20 protein-coding genes and 1 pseudogene are annotated in these 25,468 nt (G+C 44.4%); 9 read left to right on the forward strand and 12 right to left on the reverse strand.

Annotated elements, in window-relative coordinates:
* Window positions 1-127: 127 nt before the first annotated feature.
* Complete coding sequence (locus LU351_RS15690; protein WP_332840162.1) at window positions 128-325, forward strand: sugar transferase; 198 nt, start codon at window positions 128-130, stop codon at window positions 323-325.
* 106 nt (window positions 326-431) lie between these two features.
* A pseudogene (locus tag LU351_RS15695) lies at window positions 432-1,519 on the forward strand (transposase domain-containing protein).
* 43 nt (window positions 1,520-1,562) lie between these two features.
* On the opposite strand, the gene LU351_RS15700 reads toward LU351_RS15695, so the two are convergent.
* The 3 genes from LU351_RS15700 to rfbC form a co-directional block, all read right to left on the reverse strand.
* Entirely contained in the window at window positions 1,563-3,128 is a 1,566-nt protein-coding gene (locus LU351_RS15700) for a SulP family inorganic anion transporter (protein ID WP_232595037.1), read from the reverse strand.
* A gap of 79 nt (window positions 3,129-3,207) precedes the next feature.
* Window positions 3,208-4,092 carry a dTDP-4-dehydrorhamnose reductase gene (gene rfbD / locus LU351_RS15705; protein ID WP_232595038.1) on the reverse strand — a complete coding sequence of 295 codons (885 nt, stop codon included), beginning with the start codon at window positions 4,090-4,092 and terminating at the stop codon, window positions 3,208-3,210.
* A gap of 13 nt (window positions 4,093-4,105) precedes the next feature.
* Window positions 4,106-4,657, reverse strand: a complete 552-nt coding sequence (rfbC, locus tag LU351_RS15710) for a dTDP-4-dehydrorhamnose 3,5-epimerase (RefSeq protein ID WP_232595039.1) — start codon at window positions 4,655-4,657, stop codon at window positions 4,106-4,108.
* Window positions 4,658-4,915: 258 nt separating this feature from the next.
* On the opposite strand from rfbC, the gene LU351_RS15715 reads away from it, so the two are divergent.
* From LU351_RS15715 to LU351_RS15725, 3 genes are all read left to right on the forward strand, one after another.
* The gene (locus LU351_RS15715; protein ID WP_232595040.1) at window positions 4,916-6,319 is read left to right on the forward strand and encodes a mannose-1-phosphate guanylyltransferase/mannose-6-phosphate isomerase; all 1,404 of its coding nucleotides are present in this window, start codon (window positions 4,916-4,918) and stop codon (window positions 6,317-6,319) included.
* Window positions 6,320-6,469: 150 nt separating this feature from the next.
* The gene (gene uvrA / locus LU351_RS15720) at window positions 6,470-9,337 is read left to right on the forward strand and encodes an excinuclease ABC subunit UvrA (protein WP_232595041.1); all 2,868 of its coding nucleotides are present in this window, start codon (window positions 6,470-6,472) and stop codon (window positions 9,335-9,337) included.
* Window positions 9,338-9,717: 380 nt separating this feature from the next.
* Complete coding sequence (locus LU351_RS15725) at window positions 9,718-11,466, forward strand: PH domain-containing protein (protein WP_232595042.1); 1,749 nt, start codon at window positions 9,718-9,720, stop codon at window positions 11,464-11,466.
* Window positions 11,467-11,539: 73 nt separating this feature from the next.
* Here LU351_RS15725 and LU351_RS15730 read toward each other — a convergent pair whose 3' ends face one another.
* Window positions 11,540-13,873: a Tex family protein gene (locus LU351_RS15730; RefSeq protein WP_232595043.1), complete on the reverse strand. Its 2,334-nt coding sequence runs from the start codon at window positions 13,871-13,873 to the stop codon at window positions 11,540-11,542.
* A gap of 268 nt (window positions 13,874-14,141) precedes the next feature.
* Entirely contained in the window at window positions 14,142-14,588 is a 447-nt protein-coding gene (locus LU351_RS15735; RefSeq protein WP_232595044.1) for a hypothetical protein, read from the reverse strand.
* 206 nt (window positions 14,589-14,794) lie between these two features.
* Between LU351_RS15735 and LU351_RS15740 the strand changes: the two genes are divergently transcribed.
* Entirely contained in the window at window positions 14,795-15,625 is an 831-nt protein-coding gene (locus LU351_RS15740) for an NAD-dependent protein deacetylase (RefSeq protein WP_232595045.1), read from the forward strand.
* A 245-nt stretch (window positions 15,626-15,870) separates the two neighbouring features.
* Here the strand turns inward: LU351_RS15740 and LU351_RS15745 are convergent, their stop codons facing one another.
* From LU351_RS15745 to cysQ, 3 genes are all read right to left on the reverse strand, one after another.
* Entirely contained in the window at window positions 15,871-16,083 is a 213-nt protein-coding gene (locus LU351_RS15745; protein WP_232595046.1) for a hypothetical protein, read from the reverse strand.
* 610 nt (window positions 16,084-16,693) lie between these two features.
* On the reverse strand, window positions 16,694-16,909 hold the full coding sequence (locus tag LU351_RS15750; RefSeq protein WP_232595047.1) for a hypothetical protein: 216 nt from the start codon (window positions 16,907-16,909) through the stop codon (window positions 16,694-16,696).
* Window positions 16,910-17,556: 647 nt separating this feature from the next.
* Complete coding sequence (cysQ, locus tag LU351_RS15755) at window positions 17,557-18,384, reverse strand: 3'(2'),5'-bisphosphate nucleotidase CysQ (protein ID WP_232595048.1); 828 nt, start codon at window positions 18,382-18,384, stop codon at window positions 17,557-17,559.
* A gap of 145 nt (window positions 18,385-18,529) precedes the next feature.
* On the opposite strand from cysQ, the gene yrfG reads away from it, so the two are divergent.
* From yrfG to LU351_RS15770, 3 genes are all read left to right on the forward strand, one after another.
* Window positions 18,530-19,204, forward strand: coding sequence for a GMP/IMP nucleotidase (yrfG, locus tag LU351_RS15760; protein ID WP_232595083.1), 675 nt, complete (start codon window positions 18,530-18,532; stop codon window positions 19,202-19,204).
* Window positions 19,201-20,112, forward strand: a complete 912-nt coding sequence (locus LU351_RS15765; RefSeq protein ID WP_232595049.1) for an ELM1/GtrOC1 family putative glycosyltransferase — start codon at window positions 19,201-19,203, stop codon at window positions 20,110-20,112. Before yrfG ends, LU351_RS15765 begins: the two co-directional genes overlap by 4 nt.
* A 164-nt stretch (window positions 20,113-20,276) precedes the next feature.
* Window positions 20,277-21,185 (forward strand): hypothetical protein, encoded by a 909-nt coding sequence (locus LU351_RS15770; protein ID WP_232595050.1) that lies wholly within the window; start codon window positions 20,277-20,279, stop codon window positions 21,183-21,185.
* Window position 21,186: 1 nt separating this feature from the next.
* Here the strand turns inward: LU351_RS15770 and LU351_RS15775 are convergent, their stop codons facing one another.
* The 4 genes from LU351_RS15775 to LU351_RS15790 form a co-directional block, all read right to left on the reverse strand.
* Window positions 21,187-22,026 (reverse strand): glycosyltransferase, encoded by an 840-nt coding sequence (locus LU351_RS15775; RefSeq protein ID WP_232595051.1) that lies wholly within the window; start codon window positions 22,024-22,026, stop codon window positions 21,187-21,189.
* Window positions 22,019-23,062: a glycosyltransferase gene (locus LU351_RS20965; RefSeq protein WP_232595052.1), complete on the reverse strand. Its 1,044-nt coding sequence runs from the start codon at window positions 23,060-23,062 to the stop codon at window positions 22,019-22,021. The genes LU351_RS15775 and LU351_RS20965 overlap by 8 nt, the downstream gene beginning before the upstream one ends.
* A gap of 31 nt (window positions 23,063-23,093) precedes the next feature.
* Entirely contained in the window at window positions 23,094-24,347 is a 1,254-nt protein-coding gene (locus LU351_RS15785; protein WP_232595053.1) for a hypothetical protein, read from the reverse strand.
* 67 nt (window positions 24,348-24,414) lie between these two features.
* Window positions 24,415-25,455 carry a glycosyltransferase gene (locus tag LU351_RS15790; protein ID WP_232595054.1) on the reverse strand — a complete coding sequence of 347 codons (1,041 nt, stop codon included), beginning with the start codon at window positions 25,453-25,455 and terminating at the stop codon, window positions 24,415-24,417.
* Between the last annotated feature and the right edge of the window lie 13 nt (window positions 25,456-25,468).

The raw sequence follows: 25,468 nt of genomic DNA on the forward strand, positions 1-25,468 counted from the left end.
ATTCTTTGTATCTCTGGGGTCGGTCACATGGAGGGTAATTTTGGATAAATTCACAGCTAATCACATTTTAGGGTATCAAGATGCTGAAAATTTAGTGCATTTGGTTATTTATTACTAGGGAGCCCTGTTGCGCCATAAGATTAAGCCGGGGATCACCGGTTGGGCGCAGATAAACGGCCTTAGGGGAGAGACGGATACATTGGATAAGATGGAGCGCCGCGTAGAGTATGATTTGCATTACATACGTAACTGGTCAGTACTGTGGGATATAAAAATTATATTTCTGACGATCTTTAAAGGCTTTATCGGAAAAAATGCTTTCTAGTCGCATATGATTTTCCACTAATAAGAAAAGCCCTCATGTAGAGGCAATGCTGTTCACTTAAGTATTTGAGTATAAAGTTGGCTTAATAGAAAATCCGAAGTTAGAAATGACTTCGGATTTTTTTATGCCTTTCCAGCACGATTTATTAGACCTCAGCGACCTCTTTAACTTCTCTAACCTAAGTTCGTTTACTCACAACATTCCAGTCGAGTGGGTTATAAGAAGACGACGACTGCCGTCAGATCAAGTGCTGGTGCTTGGTATGGCCATTTTCCGAGAGGAGCCAGTTCATGAAGTCGCACGCCGATTGAATATTTGTGCAAAGGGTCTTGCCTCAGACAGCTTACTCGCACGTAGTGGTATCAGCCATGCCCGCTAGCGTTTAGGTTCGGAGCCGGTCGAGTGGCTTTTTCGTGAGACCGGTGGGCCTGGGGACACGAGCGTTATCCTGAAGATGAGTGGAACGGATTACAGGTGTTTGCAATGGATGGGGCGCTATTCCGTACTCACGACACACCAGAATTGAGAGAGCGCTTCGGCTCTGGGAATACGTCAACAAAACGTCAAACCCCGTTTCCTATGCTGAGACTGGTTGCACTGATGAACGTGCGTTCTCACATAATAGTCGATGCACAGGTAAGCCCTTCCCAAGCAAGAAAACAGCATCCCTACCTAGGTGAAACGTGGCAAGCTCGTCGTGTAACGTATAAAACGAAAACTGGACATAAGACCATCCTCACCTCGTTACCGGCAGCTGAATACAGCGCAGAAGCTATCGCACTTCTCTATAAGGAGCGCTGGGAAATCGAATTAGGTTTTCGTGATATAAAAAGCTCCATGCAAGGCAACGCGATCACGTTGCGAAGTAAAAAAGTAGATCTTGTCTATCAAGAATTGTGGGGTCTATTGCTCAGTTACAACGTCATCAGGCGCGAAGCGGCTATGGCAGCCATTCAATTTGATCGAGCACCTTCAGATATACGTTTTAAGGTGGTATGTGATTATATCGCCGTCCAATTAATCGTCATGGCGGCATCCAATCCACTATCTGGAACAGGTCGACGGTTGTTGGAGTTAAGATCAGGGATAGGGAGTTTATTTTTGGAAAGGCGTTCGAGGCCAACCACGCCTCGAACGATGAAGATATCAAAAACCCTATATCCGGTAGATCGCTATGCGGCTCCGCTTAAGTGAACAGCATTGTGCTCATGTAGAGGGCTTTTTTTGTGATTTTACTCTAGGCAAGCTTATCTGTAGCAACTCGATAATTTGGGTCTTCAATCACGTTTACTTCACAAAGCTCACCCGCTTTCTCCAGTAATACACGACATTCCGGGCTTAGATGTCTGATATGCAGCGTCTTTCCATGGCTCTGATATTTTTCAGCTAAACCATCCAGTGCTTCGATGCCAGAATGGTCGCAGATTCGTGACCGGCGAAATTCGATAACAACATCGTTGGGATCAGACTCAGGTGAGAAGAGGTCTTTGAAGTTAGAGACTGAGCTGAAGAAAAGAGGGCCTCTTAAATCATATACCTTCCACCCTTGCTCATCAGTGTATGTGTCTGCATAGATATGCTGAGCATGTTGCCATGCAAAAATAAGCGCGGAGACAATCACGCCAATAATGACTGCGATGGCTAAGTCAAAAGCGACGGTAACGCCCGAAACCAAAATGATAACGAAAGCATCGCTCAACGGTACTTTTCGCATAATACGAAAGCTAGACCACTCGAACGTACCTAGAACAACCATAAACATCACGCCAATTAACGCGGCTAGGGGAATTATCTCGATAAGGCCTGCGGCAAATAAGATAAACCCGAGTAAAACCACAGCAGCAGTGATTCCAGAAAGACGTCCGCGACCACCATTATTGATGTTAATCATGCTTTGCCCAATCATCGCACAGCCGCCCATTCCACCAAAAAAACCATTAACGGTGTTTGCAATACCTTGTCCGACACACTCTTTATTACCTCTTCCACGAGTATTGGTAAGCTCATCAATTAAGGTGAGTGTGAGTAAGGACTCGATGAGACCAATAGCGGCGATGATGGCAGAGTAGGGAAGGATGACCCACAGTGTTTCCAAGGTAAATGGCACACTTGGAATGTTAAAGCTTGGCAGTTCGCCCTGTAGGGAGGCGGAAGATGCTTGGTCGGCAGGAAGCTTATCGGCAACAAAATCAATAACGGTGCGTGCATCTAAATCGAAAAGGAAGACGGCTAATGACACACTGACAATTGCCACAAGCCCAGCTGGAATGGCTGTGGTCAATTTAGGCAGGAAATGCATGATGAGCATGGTGATGGCAATTAAGCTGCCCATCAAATACAGATCTTCACCTTGTATCCATTGCCAAACGCCTTCCGAGATTTCTTCTTTAAAGAGTCCGACTTGAGAGAGAAAAATCACAATGGCTAAACCATTCACAAACCCAAGCATCACGGGATGGGGGACTATACGAATGAATTTTCCCAGTTTGAAGACGCCAGCCAATATTTGAATAAGGCCGGCAAGTATCACGGCGGCAAATAAGTATTGGACACCATGTACTGCAACAAGACTGACCATGACCACCGCAGTGGCGCCGGTTGCACCGGAGATCATTCCGGGTCGACCACCAAAGAGAGAGGTGAGAAGGCCCATCATAAACGCAGCGTAAAGGCCCACCATGGGTTCTACACCTGCAATGAAGGCAAAGGCGACAGCTTCTGGTACAAGCGCAAGTGCCACTGTGATGCCGGAAAGCACATCGTTTTTGACGTTAGTGGGACGCCGATCAAGAAGGTTGAACATTGAAACCCCGTTATGACATTAATGAAATTTTGCGCGCATTCTAGCAGAAGCCCATTAACGTCACAGGGGCAGAAAGGGTTTATCCGTTTTTGAGGTGGTGAAGCATGGTGCTGAGGCCCTCTTGCCAATGTGGAAGGGGATGGCCAAGAAACTGTTCGAGCTTTTGTGTATCGAGAACTGAGTATGCGGGCCTAGGTGCCGGTGTTGGGTAATCGTCAGTCGTAATACCATTGACCGTCATCGATTTGGAGAGCAAGCCAGTATTGAGTGCCGTAGTGAAAATCGTTTTGGCAAAATCACACCAAGTGGTTTCACCTTCACTGCTGCAGTGGTAGATACCGTAGCTTTCAAAACTATTTTTTGAAAGAGCGCTTACAAACGCCAATATTGACTGAACAATATCGCCCACAAATGTTGGTCTTCCAGTTTGATCTGCAACTACATTCAACTCATCTCGACTGTCGGATAATCGCAACATGGTTTTAACAAAGTTATTTCCATGTACGCCAAAAACCCAGCTGGTACGCAAGATAATATGTTTGGGGTTCACCGCAATGAGGGCTTGTTCACCCAAGTATTTTGAGGATCCATAGGTGCCCAGTGGGTTGGTGGTGTGATCTTCTCGGTAAGGTGTATTTGCAGTCCCATCAAAAACATAGTCTGTGGAAATGTGGATGGCAGGAATATTTAATTCTGCCGTTGCTTTGCCTATTTCAGCTACTGACACATGGTTGACATTGTCAGCCAGAGCGTGCTCTGACTCTGCTTTATCGACGGCGGTATAGGCACAAGCATTGATGACTAGGTCTGCATTAGAGCCTTTAATGGCGTTGGAAACTTGTGATGGCTGGCTAAAATCAACGATGGAACGCTCATATGTCATGATGATGTGTTCAGTTTGTTCAAGCGCCAGCTTTAGCTCCGAGCCAACTTGACCATTATGCCCAAATAACACTATTTTCATCGTGTTGTCGTCCTTATTGATTGATGTCTGTTTTATGCATTTCTTCGAGAGTCGGTGCTTTTGCGTCTTTTTCTGAAAGTAGTGGATCTTGCAGAGGCCATTGAATATTCACTATTGGATCATTCCAAATGAGACTGCCTTCGTCTGTTGGATCGTAATAGTCGGTACATTTATATTCAAAATCAGCCGTGTCTGATAGCACTACAAACCCATGAGCATAGCCGGGCGGAACCCAAAATTGACGTTTATTTTCTGCACTCAATATAACGCCTTCGTATTGTCCGTAGGTGGGTGATTCGGGATTGATGTCTACTGCGACATCATAGACTTCACCTTGAACCACACGAACTAATTTGCCTTGTGGTTTCGTTTTTTGGAAATGTAGGCCTCTTAGGACGCCTTTTGAGGAGCGAGAATGGTTGTCTTGTACGAAGGGCAGATCAATTTTTGCTTCTGTACGATATCGTTCAGCTTGGAACGTTTCCAAGAAAAACCCGCGATCATCGCCAAACACTTTGGGGTCGATGATGGCAACACCCTTGAGTTTTGAGAAAGTTACTTTCATATGCTCATCTCTGTAATGTAGAAAGAGTTTGTTATATCACAACATTATCATCGAGAGTTGTTAATACTATTGCAGACTATGAGAGCTCATTATTTTGTAGTCTTATTCGGTTCTTTATATTGTATTCTGCACTGGTTTAACGAAACCTAGATTTGTAAACTAATAGGTTCAAAGTGTATTGATACCTTATTCTGTATCGAGAAGAGGTAAATCAGGGATGCATGTGTATATCACACCTAAAAAATTGAGGAGAATTAAATGGTACCAGTGGTACTTTCAGGTGGTTCTGGCACACGACTATGGCCTTACTCGCGATCACTTTATCCAAAACAATTTTTACCACTTACTTCTGAACTTACAATGGTTCAAGAGACCGTATTGCGGTTAGACGGATTGTCAGTGGGCGCACCGTGGGTAATTTGCAATGAAGACCATCGCTTTATGGTGGCTGAGCAACTGAGAAGTGAGGGGGCGACTCCAGCGGGTATTATTCTAGAGCCAGTGGGTAGGAATACTGCTCCAGCCATTGCATTGGCAGCACTGGCTTTAAAAGCGAAGAGCGATGATTCTGTCATGTTGGTGTTACCGGCAGATCATGTTATCGAGAATGTCGCAGCGTTCCATGAATCGGTATTGATTGCAAAAGAGCAGGCCGAGTCCGGTAAATTGGTGACATTCGGCATTGTGCCAACCGCGCCAGAAACCGGTTATGGGTACATCAAGCGTTCGAATGAATATGCAGAAGGTGTTTTCGGTGTAGATCAGTTTGTCGAAAAACCAGATTTAGCGACTGCAGAAGACTACGTGTCGTCCGGCCAGTATTATTGGAACAGTGGTATGTTCATGTTCCGACCATCGCGATACTTGGAAGAGTTAGAAAGGTTCAGTCCTGAAATGTTGAGTGCTTGCCGAGCTGCACTCGATGGCGCTGCCTGTGATCTGGACTTTACCCGAGTGGATAAGGCTGCGTTTGAGGCGTGTCCAGAAGATTCCATTGATTATGCTGTGATGGAAAAAACGGATGCTGCCGTTGTGGTGCCCATGGATGCTCAATGGAGTGATGTGGGTTCATGGTCTGCGTTATGGGAAGTGTCTGATAAAGATGAAAACGGCAATACCTGTAAAGGCGACGTTATTACCCACGACAGCGAAAATTGTTACATCCAAGCAGATAAAAAATTAATTGCGACAGTCGGTATCCAAGACATGGTGGTTGTGGATACTGATGATTCAGTACTGATTGCCAGTAAAGACCGCGTGCAAGAGGTGAAGAAAATTGTGTCATCTCTCAAGCAGTCAAACCGCAGCGAAGCCAGTTTGCACCGGAAAGTCTACCGCCCTTGGGGTTATTATGATTCGATTGATGCCGGTGAGCGCTTTCAGGTAAAACGTATTGTAGTTCACCCAGGTGCTGAGTTGTCATTACAGATGCACCATCATCGAGCGGAGCACTGGATCGTTGTGTCTGGTACAGCCGTTGTTGTTAACGGAGAGAAGGAAATAATGTTGACCGAAAACCAGTCAACTTACATCCCGATTGGCCAGAAGCACCAGCTCAAAAACCCAGGATCAATTCCTCTGGAATTGATCGAAGTTCAGTCTGGTAGTTATTTAGGTGAAGACGATATTGTTCGTTTCTCAGACCTTTATGGTCGAGCATGAGGGTTTTCTAATACTTGAATGAATCGTAAAAAAGGCGCATTTAGCGCCTTTTTTACGTATTACCACTTCCTAATTCTTTCATCCATTCTTTTGAGAGACGGCGTATACTTGCCGATTAGACCTTCGATTCTTAAAGACCGGAAGCAATTTGTGGATACTATTTACGTCCGTGGTGCGCGAACCCACAACCTCAAAAACATTGATATCGATATTCCTCGCGACAAATTTATTGTAATTACTGGGCTATCTGGTTCTGGTAAGTCCTCTTTGGCGTTCGATACCCTGTATGCAGAAGGTCAACGTCGCTACGTGGAGTCATTGTCCACCTATGCTCGTCAGTTCCTTTCCATGATGGAAAAGCCGGATGTAGACCATGTGGAAGGATTAAGCCCGGCCATCTCGATCGAGCAAAAGTCCACGTCTCATAATCCGCGCTCCACGGTCGGTACTATTACCGAGATCTACGATTATCTGAGATTACTTTTTGCCCGTGTGGGTGAGCCGCGCTGCCCGATTCATGGTGAGCCTCTGGATGCGCAAACGGTCAGCCAGATGGTGGATCAAGTTTTGGCCGAACCTGAAGGGTCAAAGCGTATGTTGCTCGCGCCGGTGGTGAAAGACCGAAAAGGCGAACATTTGCATGTCTTCGAGTCTTTGCGGCGTGATGGATTTATTCGAGCGCGAATTAATGGTCTCGTGGTGGATTTAGACGATATCCCGAAAATGGATAAGCGGAAAAAGCATACGATTGAAGTCGTGGTGGATCGTTTCAAGGTGCGTGATGACCTCCAACTTCGATTGGCTGAGTCGTTCGAAACAGCATTGGCTCTCAGTGATGGTATTGCGGTCATTAGTGATATGGATGGTAAGGTAGCGGATAAAACCTTTTCAGCTCGCCACGCTTGCCCAATTTGTGATTATGCCCTTGCGGAGCTAGAGCCTCGATTATTTTCGTTCAACAACCCAGCTGGTGCCTGCCCCGCGTGTGATGGGTTGGGGGTAAGGCAATACTTTGACGAAGAAAAAGTGGTGTTATACCCAGACGCTTCTTTGAGTGAAGGGGCGATTCGAGGCTGGGACAAACGCAATATTTATTACTTCCATATGTTGACGTCTCTGGCGGAACATTATGGGTTTGATGTGGATACGCCTTGGAAGAAGCTCAAAGTCAAACACCGAAAAGCCATTTTGGAAGGTTCCGGAGAAGAAGTGATTGATTTTAGCTACGTGAACGACCGTGGCGATGTCATCCAGCGTCGACATACCTTTGAGGGTGTTCTACCGAATCTTGAGCGTCGCTACAAAGAAACCGAGTCAAACTCAGTGCGTGAAGAGCTGGCGAAGTACTTGTCGAGTCAGGAATGTTCTGAGTGTAACGGCTCTCGATTACGTCGTGATGCTCGCCATGTCTTTGTCGATGAGAGAACGTTACCCGAAATCACTAAAATGCCAGTGGGTGAAGCTTATGAGTACTTTTCTGCGTTGAAATTACCGGGTGCTCGGGGGGAGATTGCTGAAAAAATTCTCAAAGAACTTCGAGATCGCTTCCGTTTTTTAGTGGATGTGGGATTGAACTATCTCACGCTCAATCGCAGTGCTGAAACTCTCTCTGGTGGTGAGGCGCAGCGTATCCGACTAGCGAGTCAAATTGGCGCTGGCCTAGTAGGCGTGATGTACATTTTGGACGAGCCTTCTATTGGTCTACATCAGCGTGACAACGACCGACTATTAAACACCCTTATTCACTTGCGTGATTTAGGCAATACGGTGATTGTGGTAGAGCACGATGAAGATGCCATTCGTTTGGCAGATCACGTGATCGATATTGGGCCGGGTGCGGGTGTGCACGGTGGTTCGGTGGTAGCTCAAGGGACGCCGAAGCAAGTGATGGCCAATCGTCAGTCCATCACTGGACAGTATTTGTCTGGTAAACGTGCCATCGAGGTACCGCAAAAGAGAACACCGATGGATGAAGGTCGTCTATTGGTGCTTGAAGGCGCAACGGGCAATAACCTACAGGAAGTGAGCTTAACGTTGCCTGTTGGGTTAATGACCTGTGTAACAGGGGTATCTGGTTCAGGCAAATCCACACTCATTAATTCCACGCTCTACCCTATCGCCGCCACCGAGTTAAATGGCGCGACGACGTTAAAGCCAGCACCTTACGAAGCGATCTACGGTATCGAGCATTTCGATAAATGCGTGGATATCGACCAAAGCCCGATTGGAAGAACCCCTCGATCAAACCCTGCTACCTACACCGGTATTTTTACACCCGTGCGAGAGCTATTTGCCGGAACCCAAGAAGCACGCTCTAGGGGGTATAAGCCGGGTAGATTTAGCTTCAATGTGAAAGGCGGGCGTTGTGAAGCATGCCAAGGGGATGGTGTTGTAAAAGTCGAGATGCATTTTCTTCCCGATATTTATGTACCTTGCGATGTATGCAAAGGCAAACGCTACAACCGAGAAACGTTGGAAGTGAAATACAAAGGAAAGAGCATTCATGAAGTGCTCGATATGACGGTTGAAGATGCGCGTGAGTTTTTCGATGCGATTCCTTCCGTAGCAAAAAAACTGCAAACGCTGATGGATGTTGGCTTGAGCTACATTCGTTTAGGGCAAGCCGCGAATACCTTATCGGGTGGCGAGGCTCAGCGGGTCAAACTTGCCAAGGAGTTATCGAAGCGCGATACCGGAAATACTCTCTATATTCTCGACGAGCCAACCACTGGATTGCATTTTCACGATATTGAGCAATTGCTTAGCGTGTTGCATCGCTTGCGAGATCATGGCAACACCGTAGTTGTGATTGAGCATAACCTCGACGTAATCAAAACCGCCGATTGGATTGTGGATTTGGGGCCAGAAGGTGGCAGTGGAGGAGGTCAAATCATCGCAGAAGGGACGCCGGAAACTGTGGGTAATATGGAAGAGTCTCACACAGGACGTTTTTTAAAGCCTCTACTTGGAAAGCCTTCAGTCGTGAAAAAAACACGTCGTAAAACCGCGACGGTGTAGCTTTGTTTTCCACGTCTTATTTTCTCTAGCCCTTCTTTTGAGGAGGGTTTACTTACTGTTACAAAAAAATTCAGGCACATGTCACATTATGTGTTTGAATCAATTGGCTACGGTTACGTGACCTTTCTATATCAACTACACTGCGGGTAGACTCGATTGGTGTATGAAAAAACCGGTTAAACAGTACATAATGGCAATAAAAATGAATGATAAATAGCCACTTGTGTTGTAGTCTTAATGTAATTTCTAGAATTTAATGCTCCGAAAATCATGATAATCATCTGACAAATTGTGTGTTGATTTACATGGCGTAATTCGGAGTGGTAATGATTAGTGTTTTTAAAGTGTTAAGTTGCAGGTAGAGACCTGGGAGACAAGAGATGGAATTAAAGCAAATCTTGCCCATGCAGTTCGGACGTATCGCGTTGGCTGCTCTTTTTTGTACCGCTTTAGGCATCGCCGGTTGTGGGGGTGGTGGTGGGGGTGATAGCAGCCTCAGTAGTGGAAGTTTAGGGGAAAATACGGGTGGTGATAATACGGCTGGCAATGACAGTACCGATACGAACGATGATGACGACACAGTGACCACAACGGGAATTCGTATTGGTAATGGCACAGGAGCATCTTTTCAGGAGGGAGCTCTAGGAGCAGAAGAAACAAGTTTACCTGCTGGAGGCTCCACCACACTCATAGTCAATTTTGTCGATGGTGACGGTGAAGCAATTACCAGTGCAGTTGATGTTTCATTTACTTCCGATTGTTTCGCTAATGGGATTTCCACTTTTAGTGCAACTTCAATTACCACTAATACAAGTGGTTTCGGTACAGTTCAATATACGGCCAACGGGTGTTCAGGCACTGATGTGGTAACAGCGAGTGCTACGGTTGATAACGAAAATCTTGGTGCATCGGTTACCTTATCGATTGAAGCGGATACCGTGCTTGCAGTGGAATTTGTTTCAGCTACTCCAGAACAGATTTCCTTGAAAGGTTTAGGCGGAACGGAAACCTCTCAAGTTGTCTTCCGGTTAACTGGGGAGTTAGGTGCTTCCATTATTGGCGAGCAAGTGACTTTTGAGCTTAATACCGATGTAGGTGGCGTAACACTCACTTCTACTGAAGGTGAAACAGATAATAACGGTGAAGTATCTACGGTTGTTCAATCGGGTACTGTACCGACTTCATTAGAGGTAACCGCAACACATGCCGGTACAAATAACTCAGGTACTTCAGACAGCATTGCCGTAACCACAGGTGTTCCAGTATTTGCTAACTTTTCTCCATCTTATTCACCCTTTAACCCAGACCGAGCGGTAAATACGAACGGGATTGAAGTACAGATAAGCATTATTGCGAGTGATTATTTTCAACAAGATGTGCCAGATGGCCGAAGAGTGTTCTTCACATCAGAGGGTGGCAATATCGATTCTTCTTGCGTGATCAGTAGTGGGGAGTGCTCAATCACATGGCGTAGTGCGGAGTTTCGTCCACCGGAAGGCCGCATTACTGTTTTGACCTATATGGATGGTGCTGAGGATTTTGTCGATACTAATGGTAATAATGTGTATGAGACAACGGATACTGCAGGCACTGATCTATCTGAACCCTATGTTGATGCCAATGAAGATGGTGAATATAACGTTGGTGAGCTATTTTTCGATACCAATAATAACAATGCCTTTGATATGGGGAATAACCTTTGGGATGGACCTTGTTTAGATGAGGTTAGCGCCTCTGCTGATTGCTCAGGGGAAGATTCCATATCCATTTGGAAGTCTTTCATTATTTACACGCCCACATCTAACTTGATTGTTAATCGAGACACGGCATCACCTGTGGATGTAACAGGCGGGCCTCAAGTAGTTTGTGTAACGATTCAAGAGGACAATGATTTGGTTAGTGCCTTTGGAGGGAATCCAGCCCCGAATGGTACTACTGTAGATTTCAGTACGGACAATGGCCAAATTAATGGTCCTAGTTCATTTTCTTATGATGGTAACGAGACTGGCCCATTACAGTGGTGTGTGAACGTGAGTGCTGATGATACATCTGATTCTGGAGTATTAACGTTAGAAGTTGAAACAACGGAAGGGATAGGTTACGTCAGGACATGGGCGGTTAATGACTAAGTTCTACAATTAAAAAGTAAAAAAGGCCGCAAATGCGGCCTTTTTTCTTTTTTAAGTTGTCAAACTCAACTTTTTACTTCCCTTTCTTCATCGCCTGTTGCAACAACGCTCCCATGCTGCCCATTCCACCACCAGACGATTTTTGATTTCCTCCACCAAACGAGCGATTCCCGCCACCTTTTCTGTTGGTGTTATTGGGCTTGCCTTTTCCTGCACCGCCTTGGTTACCGGAAATTTTCTCGCCGGGTTCGTCGCTCATGCGCATAGAAAGGCCGATGCGTTTACGTGGCACATCTACTTCCATGACTTTGACTTTGACAATATCACCGGCTTTCACCACGTCTCGTGGGTCTTTAACGAATTGTTCGGCCAAAGCTGAGATGTGGACGAGACCGTCTTGGTGAACACCCACATCCACGAAAGCACCGAAGTTGGCGACGTTGGTGACGGTACCTTCCAATACCATGCCGGGTTTCAGGTCGGAGATTTTTTCTACGCCATCCTGGAATTGCGCGGTTTTGAACTCAGGGCGCGGGTCGCGTCCGGGTTTATCGAGTTCTTGAATGATGTCGGTCACGGTAGGGACACCAAACTGCTCATTGGTGTAGTCCGCTGCATTTAATGCACGTAAGAAGGTGGTTTCACCGATGAGGCTTCTGATTTCTCGGCCGCTGACTTGAGCGATGTTTTCGACAACGGAATAGGACTCTGGGTGAACCGCAGAGTTATCGAGAGGGTTATCACTGCCTGCCACACGAAGGAAGCCGGCGGCTTGTTCGAAGGTTTTGGCTCCAAAGCGGGTGACTTTCATCAGTTCTTTACGACTACTGAAAGCGCCATTTTGGTCGCGGTAATCGACGATGTTGTTAGCGATACTTTGCGATAGGCCCGAGACTTTGGCCAATAGTGGTGCCGAGGCGGTATTTACTTCAACGCCGACGGCGTTCACACAGTCTTCAACTACCGCATCCAAAGAGCGAGCCAATTGGGATTGGGATACGTCGTGCTGATACTGGCCCACACCAATGGACTTTGGCTCAATTTTTACCAGCTCTGCCAGTGGGTCTTGCAGGCGTCGGGCAATGGAGATGGCGCCACGAATGGTAACGTCCAAGTCTGGGAACTCTTTGGCGGCAAATTCACTGGCGGAATACACCGATGCGCCCGCTTCGTTGACCATCACTTTACGGGCTTTGAGATCAGGATGTGCCTTGAGCACATCGCCGACAAATTTATCGGTTTCGCGGCTAGCGGTGCCGTTGCCAATGGCGATGAGTTCCACGTCATGCTTTTTACACAAGGCCACTAACATGGCTTCGGCTTCGCGAATTCTATTTTGGGGTGGGGTGGGGAACATGGCGCCGTGATCCAACACTTTACCGGTGGAGTCCACCACGGCCACTTTCACTCCGGTTCTCAAGCCTGGGTCGAGGCCGATGGTCGATTTTGCACCCGCAGGGGCGGCAAGCAGAAGGTCTTTTAGATTGCTGGCAAAGACTTTGATGGCTTCTTCTTCACTGCCGTCACGCATCTCGCCGAGTAGATCGGTTTCTAGGTGTGTGAGTAATTTGACCCGCCAGGTCCAGCGTACAACTTCAGATAGCCATTTATCGGCCGCTCGATCTTGGTTTTCGATGTCCCAGTAGTCGGCCACCATGCTTTCGCAGGGGTGGGCATCGGATTCGGTATCCACGGTAATGCTGATGCTTAAAATGCCTTCGTTGCGCCCGCGCAACATGGCCAATGCTCGGTGAGACGGAATCGATTTGATGGGCTCGTCGTGCTCGAAATAATCTTGATATTTGGCGCCTTCGCTTTCTTTACCGTCCATGACTCGCGCCGAGATTTGTGCTTCCGATTTCAAAAAGTCACGCAGTTTTTGCAGTAAGTTGGCGTCTTCACTGAAACGCTCCATCAAAATGTATTTCGCGCCATCCAGCGCTTCTTTAATGGTCGTGATTTTATGTTCTTCGTTGAAAAACTTCTCAGCTTCTTGTTCGGGCGCCAAGGTCGGATCTGCCAGCAAGCTATCTGCTAGGGGTTCGAGGCCCGCTTCAATGGCGATTTGGCCTTTGGTTCGACGCTTGGGTTTGTACGGTAAGTAAAGGTCTTCCAAGCGGTTTTTGGTTTCCGCAGAGTTGATTTCGGCAGCCAGCTCATCGGTGAGTTTTCCTTGTTCTTCAATGCTGGCCAGAATACTGGCTCGGCGCTCTTCCAATTCTCTTAGGTAGCGTAAGCGGTCTTCCAGGGTTCGAAGCTGTCCATCGTCCAGCCCACCGGTCACTTCTTTTCGATAGCGAGAAATAAACGGAACTGTTGCGCCTTCATCAAGTAAAGAGACGGCGGCGGTAACTTGCTCGACGCGAGCACTGAGTTCTTCGGCGATACGCTGGTGGATACTATTCATACAGTTTTTAAATCTCAGTCTGAGTTTTTATTGAAATGCGGGTTTGTAACGGTGAATGCACCTCAACATAGGCGCACAACCATGAAGGCGTCCAGAGGGGGAGCGGGCCGCCAATGAACTGAATAAGGTGCTGGAAAGCCCAAGGGCTAGGAGAATGAATCAATCTTGTTGTCACGGGCTGATAATACGTCTTCATCAAATCCGGTAGTGTGTTGTGGGCAATATTATGCGTAATTTGCTGGCCGATAAAAGCGCTTTTTGTTGATGATTATCGTAAGAAGTTTTCAACAAACCAATCCCAAATGCCGAGTGAGAAATTAGGGAAAAGATTGATACCAAGGGCCGATTTCACCAGATACAACACCAGTAAGCCCAGTAGTACGGAAATGCTCAAAAACAAGAAGATGCTGTAGAGCAAGACCAGTGCAGCGGCTTTTTTTTCCCGCTCAGACATATCCCGTCGGTTGCGGCCAACTAACAGGACAACGTAAAAGCTCCATGGCAATAAGGGGATGCGCATGGTTGGCCTAAGGTCAAGGCTGTGTACGCGACCGCCCCTGGCGCCCAGCGCATTGTTGAGAGCCTCCACTTGCTCGGGAGAGAACGTTTTGACAATGTCATCGGGTAAGTTATCAAAGATACGTTGCAAAGGTGCCGTTGGTAATACTCTTGCGTATGAAGGAGCGGTGAGGCTAGAGGAGCTGGGTTTTTCCATACGGATATTCAACTTTATCAGGGTTTGGAAGTGATGAAATCGGGATAGTAAAGTCGTTGAATTATGCCTAACTGAGTCGTCAGTGTAGAGCATGATGATGGCTTATTGAATATTGAGGGCTCTTGATAGGGTTTTTAGGTTGATTAAACGATGTTTGTGGCTATTCAGTGATAAAACTGAAAGATAAATCGATAACGAGGAAGATTGTGGATAAATCATTATGTCAACTGAAAGAGATGATGGCTCAATACCCGCGTTGGTTGGTCATCACCGGTGCCGGTATCAGTGCGAAAAGTGGCATTCCAACCTATCGAGATCATAAAGGGAATTGGCAGAGGAGTCGGCCCATTCAGCATCAAGAATTTATTGAGCAACGTTCGGCGAGGCAGCGCTATTGGTCTCGCAGTTTAGTTGGCTGGAAAGCCTTAGGGCCTGCTGCTCCTGGTGATGCGCATTTTTGTTTGTCAAAGTGGGAGCAAAAAGGAGCCATCAGTTTATTGGTGACACAAAATGTGGATGGTTTACACCAGCGAGCAGGCTCCCATTCTGTATTAGAACTGCATGGCAGTATTCATTATGTGGTGTGTTTAAATTGTGGTCGGCGTGATGAGCGGGAAACGGTGCAGGCGCAATTGGTCGCTGATAATCCGAGATTGGTTGATTGGGTTGAGCAGAGAGTACACCCTTCGGCTCCAGATGGTGATGCTTATGTGGAGTATCCTTATTGCGAAGAGGTACGTTGTCCTTCGTGTCCATCGTGCGATGGTATATTGATGCCGGATGTTGTTTTTTTCGGTGGCTCAGTACCCAAGGCCCGTGTTGAAAAAGTCACTTCTGCATTATTGAGTTCTGATGCAGTGTTGGTGGTTGGCAGCTCCCTAATGGTCTACTCCGGGTTTCGGTTTTGCCGGTTGGCGGCAGAGAAAATGTTGCCAATTGCGGCCATTAATAAGGGGGTCACAAGAGCAGATGAACTTTTATCATGTAAAGTGGAAATGGACTGTTCTACAGCGTTGAGTCAACTTATTGATGCTTGATACGCCTACTTTGTCTCGACTTTGGATTTAAGGCGATATTAAGAAAGAACAGCGCTCAAAAAGCTACTGGTCAACACGAAAAAGAATATAGTTGAGGGGAGGTTTCGATAGAAAAATATAAGAAGGCATCAAAGTATTTAACGTACTTTGTATTTTTTTGTGCTCAAATCATAACTCAACCAAATCTGTACTCAACAATAAAGCCTCGCATTAGAATTATAGATTTGGCAAGGCTCGCTAAGGTCTTACATGTTATGTGCTTTAACAATGATGTTATCAGACTGAACTTGCACACCTGATAGCACACTGTAGTACATGTTTGACTCTAGTGCGTGCACATTTTTACGCTCTGCATACCGTAGTGCTTTCGATTTATCTTTACTTCGGTAAACAATATGCTTGTAGTGTTGGTTAACTACATACCAAAAATTTGGATCGTAAATCTCTTCTTTTTGCATGATGAAAATCCTAGTGTTATCTCCCTGAATTTTTAAAATTTCGCACATTCTCCTTTAAAAACAATTTAGCATTTAATTTGTGGTGTGCACTGAAAAAAATAATTTTTTTTGAAGTTGTTGGTGTTTTTGTCACCTGTTTGGCGCTAAAAGCATTGTGTTGTCTGGTTTGATTTAAAGTTTGATATATTGTTCACAAAAGCTATGATAAAAGCTTTCTTTTTTTATGCTTTTTTTGTGATAAGGCTTATTTTCATTCAAAATTGGTTTGTTCATAAAGCGTGATGTGGAAGGTGATGTAATGGTAGCTGTAAGGGAATAAAGATTTTTTAACATTACTTTACATTGATCACTTCTATTAATTGATGAGAAAGTTTCGTTGGTGGCGTAGTGGTTGTACTTAATGAAAATCAGCCACGAAAATGATTTTTCATGGCTGATGTTTTTTTGAATGAGCCACTGTTTTTTAAATAAACCACTATTGTTTAAACTGTTATTTTTAAATTATTGCTTTTAAATTGTTATCGTAATGTTTTGCCACTTTGCAGAGCCTCGGATAGGCCACAAAAATATGAGTCACATTTTATATTTTGAGTTAATATCAACAACTGAGCTAGCGGCTAGCGGGTAGTTGAGATAAAGCTTCCTGTCGTGATTGGATCATTTCTTTATAGGTTTGCTTCATTGAAAAATCGACACCGTCTGCGTCGATGTTCAACTGCTCAAGTTGACGACGCAAGCTAATAATTTCACCTTCAATTTTTGCTTTCTCAATATTGGTTTTTTGTTGATTTAACGTGCTGCTGGTGAATTTGTAGTGCTCTTTCATGATATTTCCTATTGTGTTTAGTCATTCTTGCTAAAAAAGCATCATATTCTGTGTACGAAACCATTTTAAATAAGTTGGCAATGGGTTCGTCACTATCCATGGGGTGTATACCTGACCATGGGGTGTATACCTGAGCTTGTTTGAACTTCTTGTTTTTATTGTCCTAAGTTCATTATAAGGAGCCTGACGGCTACATCAAATACTGCATTAGTCGTATGTTTTGTTATAAGTAATGCCAAATCTTTGCGGACGATAGCGCCCTTACCCCCTATGGCTTTCAGCCTTATCAGAGGATGCTTTTATAGCGATCTATAGATAACTTTTTACGCTACTTATGTAAACTTTATCTGATCGCAAGGTGGTACTCGTAAAATTTGAAAAAACACTTCATTTTAGTTATTAAAACATTGCTAGACGAGAGGGATTTGCCATTTTGGCGCAAAAAACTACCTAAAATTAACATGTAATCGATAACGTACGGGTTAGACGTTTTCTTTGAAGAATGTTTTCGAGAAAAAGCTGGAGTTTTCTTTATCTAATCTGGAAGAGTTAAGGTGTGATGGAAGAGATAAAACCTGGAAGAGTGAAAAAATGTTTTCACATCATTGCAGGCTCGATGGGACACCTAGCAATGATGCACAAAAGGTTTACTGTGTAATTAAATAATCGCGCCAATTGAATTGTGTATCGCCAATGACATGAAAGAAGGGATTGAGAATATCTTCTTTTGTGTTGTAGCGTAGAATCGTAAAGTTGGTATCAACAACCAGCCCTCCGGCTGCTTCAACAACAGCTTGTGCTGCAGCGGTATCCCACTCAGAGGTTAATGCTAGGCGCGGATAAAGGTCGGCTTGTCCTTCTGCGACAAGACATAACTTCAATGAACTTCCCATATTTTTTGTTTCAACTGGACCAACCTGCGATTGCAAACGCTCCATTAGATGCACCACTTCTTCTGCGCCATGATTGCGGCTGGCGACGACTTCAATGGGTGCTTTGCTATCAAGGCGAGATTGAACCGTGCGAACGTGTATTGGTGTTTCTTGCCCTTCGGTGATTTTCCAGGCGCCTTTACCTTCTAAACCTGTGTAGGTAATGTCCAGCACGGGAACATACACCACACCTAAAACGGGTTTCCCATTCTCTATCAGTGCGACATTGACGGTAAACTCGCCATTTCGTTTGATAAACTCCTTGGTGCCATCCAATGGATCGATAATCCAGTAACGCTGCCATTGGCTGCGGATGGAATAGGGTGGAAGATGACTTTCCTCCGACAGCACCGGTACTCCAGGAATCAATGCTTCCAAAGCAGGCTCTAAAATAGCGTGTGCGGCTAAGTCTGCTTCCGTTACCGGGGAATCGTCAGCTTTGGCATCAACTTCAAAACCCTCGCTGCGATTGTAGACCTCAAGTATTGCGTGACCTGCGTTACGACTGATTTTCACTACTTGATCCAACAATGCTTTATTCATAATGCTCCTCGTCAGGTGAAGGTTAAAAGTTGGCGAAATAAAAGGGTATTCTCCATCATTATACGCATATCCATTGAGCATCTTCATAATGCCATGCGCAGAAGGCATACTAACGACCGGTTTTTTAGTGATGGCAGGCTCATTCATGATCAATTGGGATAACATCGATACGGTATTGTTGGATATGGACGGTACGCTGCTCGATTTGCACTACGACAATTTTTTTTGGTTAGAGTATTTACCGAAGCGCTATGCACATATTCACAACGTGTCTTTAGAAGAGGCACGTGAATGCCTCATGCAGCATATTCGATCTCATGAGGGAACATTGAATTGGTATTGCTTGGAGTTTTGGTCAGAGGCATTACGTTTGAATGTTCGCTCAATCAAAGAAGAAGTGAAGCATAAAATTCGAGTACGCCCTTACGTCGAGGAATTTTTACAGGCGTTAAATCAAGCAGATAAGAAATCGGTTCTGATTACCAATGCTCATCCACAGAGCTTGGAATTAAAACTAGAGGTGACCCATATTGATCGTTGGTTGGATGTGGTGATTTCGTCCCATGAATTTCAGCAGCCCAAAGAAGCTCAAGCCTTTTGGTATGCACTGCAAGATATAGAGCAGTTTGATCCAGAGCGGACGCTCTTTATTGATGACACGTTAAGAGTTTTAGACAGCGCCAAATGTTATGGTATCCAACATTTGTTGTGTGTTCATCAGCCCGATAGCCAAAGCTCACGCATCATTGCCGAGTACCCGGCCATTCGACACTTTGACGAAATTATGCCTGGAAAAATGACGGAGCGAGGTTGTCAATGAGTTCGACATTAATCCTGTGGCGATTAATGGATGGAAAGCCGGGTCATGAAAAACAAAGTTTAGCGTTAGTGCAGGGGTTGCAGTGTCATCGGGAATGTGAAGTTTTTGATATTGCCATTGAATATTCTGGAGCTCATTATCTTAAGCACGTATTTTCGAATCAGCCCATTTTTGACGCGAGTTTACCCTCACCGGATTACCTAATTGGAGCGGGGCATAAAACGCATTTGCCGATGCTGGTTGCTAGGCGACGACATGGCGGAAAAGCCGTTGTCATTATGAACCCATCCCTACCAGCCTGTTTGTTTGATCACATAATTACACCCGCCCATGATAATTTTAAGGCCTCAAGTAAGCGAATCATTTGTACGCCTTCCCTTGCTCCTGCATTGGACAGTCACCCTGATCCTCAGCGTGGCTTGATTGTACTGGGGGGGGTAAGTAAACATTATGAATGGGAAGATGAGCGCCTAGTGCAGCAAATTGAAACCTTGTGTGCTCATTATCCCAATGTGCATTGGAAGCTTTCTACTTCAAGGCGTACGCCTGAATCGGCATTGCAAAAATTATTGTTAATTAATAGGGAAAATTTAGATGTATTTGATGTGGCGGCCTTGCCAAAAAGTTGGTTGGACGAAGAATATGAGACAGCCGGCCATATCTGGATTACAGTGGATTCGGTGTCTATGTTAGCCGAAGCACTGAATACGAAAGCGCGTGTTGGCATGTTAAATCTTCAAGGCGGAGAAAGCTCAACAAAAATGCAACGATTTCGACAAACCTTGCTGTCGTCTGGGTGGGTTGGTGACTGTTCTGGCACTGAGTTGAAAGAAGGGCCGATTCGTTCACAGCCTGTTAATGCACATCTTTCTGTGGCGAGATCTATACTGGAATCGATACAAAAATAGTTAGATATAAGCACTTTTTGATTGTTCTTTATTTGATGGGGGTGTTATTAGGAGTTGTTGTTGGAATATAAGCAGGAAGCTAAATTAAGGAGTGGTAAAATGGGGCTTTACTCATTAAGAAAAGGCTGGTTACTCACTACACTCATAAATGAATTGAAATATTCGTGATTATTAGCGCTCATAAAGATAGACGACGCCTACGGCGTGCAAAGAAACGAATGTCGGAAGTGTCGGATACTCGCACGATATTACGGCAGCAACAACTTGAGCAAAGTGCTCTTCTTAATACAACAAGTGGTGTTGGTAATGACTCTGAACATCACCTTGTTGTAACGCTTACTACCCATAAAAAGCGATTGCCGGATGTTTACTTAACTATTGAGAGTTTATTACAGCAATCTTTCAAGCCTGATATGGTGATATTGTGTATTTCAAAACAGGATATCGATGAGCTTGATATCCCTGCTACATTAACTGCACAGCAAGAACGTGGGCTTACGTTACTATGGGTACCTGAAGATTTAGGGCCTTATACCAAATACTATTATTCTTTGAAAGCATATCCCGAGAGTCTGATGATTACAGTGGATGACGATATTATGTATGCCAATGACTTAGTTGATGGTCTGTATCGGAGCTATTTACGATCACCCGAGTGCATTCATGCGAATCGAGCACATAAAATGTTGTTTGATGGGCGAGGGGAGTTACTCCCGTATTCACAGTGGGAGTGGTCTACGAAAGATAGCCAACCTTCTCTATGCATATTTCCAACAGGTGTGGGTGGTGTACTTTACCCACCTGGAAGTTTACATGAAGATGCTTTTAACCGTGATCTATTCCAATATCTTAGTCCTAAAGCTGATGATGTCTGGTTAAAGGCTATGAGTATGTTGCAAGGTACACTATGCTGTACGATCGATGATGACCGTGATTGGCCTTGCAGAAATCCGACTATTTTTGAATCTCAAAATGTGAGTTTAAAACGAGATAATAAAAAACAAAAAAGTGGGAATACAGAAAAAATTGAGGCGACATTTGCCCATTATCGGTTGGGTGAGTTACTTAAGTAACTCATCTTTTTAAGATATGTTGCATTCTTGGATTGCCTTTTTTATCAAAGGCAGCTTGTCCGCGAAGAAAAGCTGAAACACCACCTAGCCTTGCTTTATATTTCATTCTTTTGTTTTTAGAGAAGCTAAGAAACCTTTTTACGGAGTACCGGACGTATAAGGCTAATGCGCTATGTCGCCCGTTGTTTAGTTGATGCTTCTTCAGGAAGTACATGCTAGACCAACCTACGTGCCACTGTTTAAAGTAGGAGATAGCAGGCGAAGTACCGGAGGATGTACCCTTTATATGAGGAAAATAAATATCATTTAATCGTAAAATTTGTTTGTTTTCATGGACTGTTCTTAAGCATAAATCTTTTTCTTCGTAAAAAAGAAATATATTTTCATCAAAAATTTTTCTTTTTTCGTACTTATTGAAGTCAATTAGCATTGCTGCACCTAGCACAAAGTTTACCGAATTTATGCCTCTCAGATTCTTCTGCTTTTCGGTGATTGCAGGTGCGAATATGGCATTTTTTTCATTGTTTTTTGAAGTGGCGAGTCGATAAAATTCAATAATGTCTTTTTCTGAAACGTTAATGTCTGGATTTAATAATAAACAAAATCGACTGGCTGCTTTCGAGAAGCCAGCGTTTGCCGCTCTTCCATAACCTTCATTTTTACTAAGTTGCACAACTGTAGTAGATGGAAAGGTTGATTGTAGTTTCTCTTGAGAGTTGTCGCTACTGCAGTTGTCAACAATAATGACATTAAAGTGCTTTGAAGTAACAACACTTTTTAAACAAGACAGAATTGAATCTGCACTGTTGAAGGAAACAATAACTACGGTGAGATCAATCATTGTGATTTATTACCTGCCTATAAAAATCAACCGTTTGTTCCGCAACGACCTGTGGAGAGAGCGAAGATAAATCTAAAGAGGCGTTTTTATCTCTATGCGATAGCCAATTTAGTGCTTCATTTAGCTTTTCAGCGGTTAATGGTTGTTCATATAGATAGAGCCATTGTTCACCAAACACCTTTTTTAGATCATTAAAGGTACTGATAGCGGGGGCAATAATGGGTTTATGAAAAGTCAAGGCTAATATTGCTGTGCCGGAATTTAATACTGTGGTGTAAGGAAGGACAATGGCATCTGAAGATTGAAATAGATCCGCTGTTTCTTCATCTGATATATGCTTAAAACAAGCACTTATATTGTTATCTTGATCAATAGTGGATTTCACGTCAGTTGAAATACCATGCTTTCCTAGATTACCAGCAATGTGAAGGTGCGTACTCTTTGAGTCTAGTTGTTTGAAGACTCGCACTAAAGTCTCGATACCTTTATGTGAGCGTATTTTGCCATAGGAAAGTAGGTTCGTACCTGTTTTTTCGAAGTATGCATCGCTATCACACTCACTGAGTTTATTTTGGTACCACCCATGGTAGTGATGATGTGGAATTACCGAAAATGGAATAGAGCAATGGTCTGGGTACATCTCACAAAATTTACTTCTGCTGGCTTCTGACAAAAAAATCAAACCATCCAATTGCGATAATAACTGGTTGATCATTTTTGAGGTAACGATCGGATGGCGCTCGGTGTGTGGCTTCAAGTTATGAACGGTCCAAATGACTTTTCCTCCCTGTTTTTGAATCCGTTCCATTGCCCGTAACAACTTAAAAAAGCGCCATCGGATTTTCCAAATATGCCGTCCTCTTAAAATCAAATCAGGCCAATGCAGATGTAAAATATGTTCGTTAGCGGTGGACATTTTACGTCCATGGAACTCATGTACATCGGCAAGAGGTTCCATGGCAGCATACAATATATGATTGTATGGGTTGTTGGCTTTGTTACTTGACTTGGGCCAAGCAAGAACTTGTAATTTCACGTTAACTATGCCTTGCAAACTAAATTTAACGTCATATTTGCTTTATTGCTTCAACATTGTCTTTTGAGTTTATTCTAGCCGAAGAGTAAAAATGGCTGAGCAGTAGTATTGACATCATGGGGATCCAATAGAGGAACCAAGTATAGCTTGGTCTCGTCAGTGGCTGCTGAGAGTAAACTAAGGCAGCAATAACACCACTCGAAAACCATACCATTAGAAAAATGCCGCTGGGGTGATTTTTAAGAAATTTCAGGCCCTGCGTAAAAGTATAGGTAATTTGCGTGAAGATGAGAGCAATGGATACCAACCCTCCGAATCGATAGGTGTCGAAGATAAAGCTGTGTGCTTGTCCAAATGTGATGTTATCTGCAACGATATCTACACGGTAATTCAATCCATTCCCGAATAACCATCGATCACCAACTTGATTAATGGCTTCTTGCCAAAGCTCCCATCGAATAAAAAAGCTATAAACTCGGCTAAAAGTATTTGTACCAAAAGCTAGCCATGCACTTATTGCAATTCCTAAGGCCACAGCAAAGCAGCCGATAAGTTTGTTGCCATGACGCATACTGCTAATAAGGAAAACTCCGGTTACTAAAAAGAGTATGGCAAGAGGAATTTTACTTTGTGTCAATAAGATGCAAAGTAATGGCGGAAGTATTGAACATATCGATAAATGTCGTAATTTTCCATCTAGTTGAGTGATTAGGTACGCATTAGCTAAAACGCTCGTCAAATAAAACATGGCGATTCGGTTGGTGTCGCCTCCCCAGGCAAGGCCCTTAAAACGTATCAGTTCCCCTGCTGATAGGGCCTCAAAATTGATATAAAAATAATGAGATAGCCCAATTATCGCACTTAGTGAGCCAATCCAGGCAATACCTTTTATCCAGTGTTCAAATAGTTTCTCACGCGATTCGAGTAGAAATTGAATGGCTATGGCGAGTAAGAAAAGCAATAAAACGACTTTGAAAAAAAACACACTACTTTTAGGGCGTGTGGAAAGTTCGGGGTCTGCCCAAAAATGGCTGGTAGCCAGATAAATCGGGAGTAATAAAAATACGCCGATACTTCGCCAAGGGAGCGTTTGGGGGCGAGTAATGGGTAATAGCATGAAAAGAGGAATGACAATCAATGAATAATAACTGGATTGAATGCCGGCGTTTCCAGGGAAAACAAAAAAGCCACAGGTAATACAATAAAATCCGATTAAAAGTGCCCATTGCCAAAATGCAATCCATTTTTCTTTAAATAGGCTTCCTGAAATTGGTAATGCGGTCATTGAGTCCTTCACAATTAGTAGTGTTAATGATTAAGTTAGGGAGAATGGTAAAATAAACCCATATACCTTAACGAGTAAGATGTTCGAAAAATTGCAAATACGCACCCGTAATCACTTTCTGAGAATAATGTGTTTCATAATGGCATTTTGCGTTGACAGCTAACTTTTTACCCAACGTAGGGGAATCCAGTATCACATTAATGTGGCTTGCTAAGGCGCCATCGTCATCAATTTCACACAATAATCCAGTGGTTTCATGCTCAATGAGTTCTCCTGGGCCCTGTGAGCGTGTAGCCACAATGGGGCATTGATTGAACCACGCTTCAGGAACAATGCTGCCTAAACCTTCATGGCGTGATGAGCAAATGTACACATCCGCCGTTCGCAATAAGGCATTGATGTCATTTCTCCAGCCAAGAAAACGAACGCGCTCGTTGAGCTCAAGTGCGGAGCACAATGATTTTAAGGCTTTTTCTTCCGGGCCGGAGCCTGCTAGCCACAGTGTACCTTGAGGCACTTTTTTAAAGGCTTTCAGCAGAGTATCAAAGGCTTTATTTTCGTGAAGCCGCCCTGTAGCAAGCAGAATAGGCTCTTGCCCATTCGTGTTAAAGCTTGATCGCGGTAATGGGTCAGCTGAGGTTTCATCAACAAAATTGCCGATTTTTGTCACCCGGCTTGGCGGCATCCCTCCTTGTATTAAATGGTCGCAAATCCCTTTCGTTATACCAATCCAATGATCGCAATGGCGATAGTATTTTAAGTCGTAGTAATGCCCTAGGCGCCCGACCAGTTGATAATGAGTTGATGCCGGTGTCAGTGACGTGGCTCGATTCATGTAGCTGAGCACAATGTCGGGAGAAAAATCACGTAGTGCTTTTCGATACTGCCAATGATCTAGCAGGCTGAGTTTTCCCCCGAAACGAAACGTATTGTAATCAACGCCTGCCTTTTGAAGACGCTCTTCCCGCAGTACGTTCGGTCGTGTGAACGCTCTTTGTTGCAGGTTGGGATACTCTTGCAAGGCACAAGCCATGCGAGTGAAATAATTTTCTGCGCCACCTGCGGAGCCGCCAGCAAGCACTTGTGCGAGCTTGATGGATGTTGTCATCTTGTGTATTCCT

Origin of the sequence: Marinibactrum halimedae, from assembly GCF_021234875.1 — a bacterium.
In the GTDB taxonomy this organism is placed as follows: domain Bacteria; phylum Pseudomonadota; class Gammaproteobacteria; order Pseudomonadales; family Cellvibrionaceae; genus Marinibactrum; species Marinibactrum halimedae.

Excerpts from the sequence above, each read along its gene's own strand:
- LU351_RS15700 (WP_232595037.1), bottom strand. The coding sequence starts at position 3,128 with ATGTTCAACCTTCTTGATCGGCGTCCCACTAACGTCAAAAACGATGTG.
- rfbD (WP_232595038.1), bottom strand. The coding sequence starts at position 4,092 with ATGAAAATAGTGTTATTTGGGCATAATGGTCAAGTTGGCTCGGAGCTA.
- rfbC (WP_232595039.1), bottom strand. The coding sequence starts at position 4,657 with ATGAAAGTAACTTTCTCAAAACTCAAGGGTGTTGCCATCATCGACCCC.
- LU351_RS15715 (WP_232595040.1), top strand. The coding sequence starts at position 4,916 with ATGGTACCAGTGGTACTTTCAGGTGGTTCTGGCACACGACTATGGCCT.
- LU351_RS15725 (WP_232595042.1), top strand. The coding sequence starts at position 9,718 with ATGGAATTAAAGCAAATCTTGCCCATGCAGTTCGGACGTATCGCGTTG.
- LU351_RS15730 (WP_232595043.1), bottom strand. The coding sequence starts at position 13,873 with ATGAATAGTATCCACCAGCGTATCGCCGAAGAACTCAGTGCTCGCGTC.
- LU351_RS15735 (WP_232595044.1), bottom strand. The coding sequence starts at position 14,588 with ATGGAAAAACCCAGCTCCTCTAGCCTCACCGCTCCTTCATACGCAAGA.
- LU351_RS15745 (WP_232595046.1), bottom strand. The coding sequence starts at position 16,083 with ATGCAAAAAGAAGAGATTTACGATCCAAATTTTTGGTATGTAGTTAAC.
- LU351_RS15750 (WP_232595047.1), bottom strand. The coding sequence starts at position 16,909 with ATGAAAGAGCACTACAAATTCACCAGCAGCACGTTAAATCAACAAAAA.
- cysQ (WP_232595048.1), bottom strand. The coding sequence starts at position 18,384 with ATGAATAAAGCATTGTTGGATCAAGTAGTGAAAATCAGTCGTAACGCA.
- yrfG (WP_232595083.1), top strand. The coding sequence starts at position 18,530 with ATGATCAATTGGGATAACATCGATACGGTATTGTTGGATATGGACGGT.
- LU351_RS15765 (WP_232595049.1), top strand. The coding sequence starts at position 19,201 with ATGAGTTCGACATTAATCCTGTGGCGATTAATGGATGGAAAGCCGGGT.
- LU351_RS15775 (WP_232595051.1), bottom strand. The coding sequence starts at position 22,026 with ATGATTGATCTCACCGTAGTTATTGTTTCCTTCAACAGTGCAGATTCA.
- LU351_RS15785 (WP_232595053.1), bottom strand. The coding sequence starts at position 24,347 with ATGACCGCATTACCAATTTCAGGAAGCCTATTTAAAGAAAAATGGATT.
- LU351_RS15790 (WP_232595054.1), bottom strand. The coding sequence starts at position 25,455 with ATGACAACATCCATCAAGCTCGCACAAGTGCTTGCTGGCGGCTCCGCA.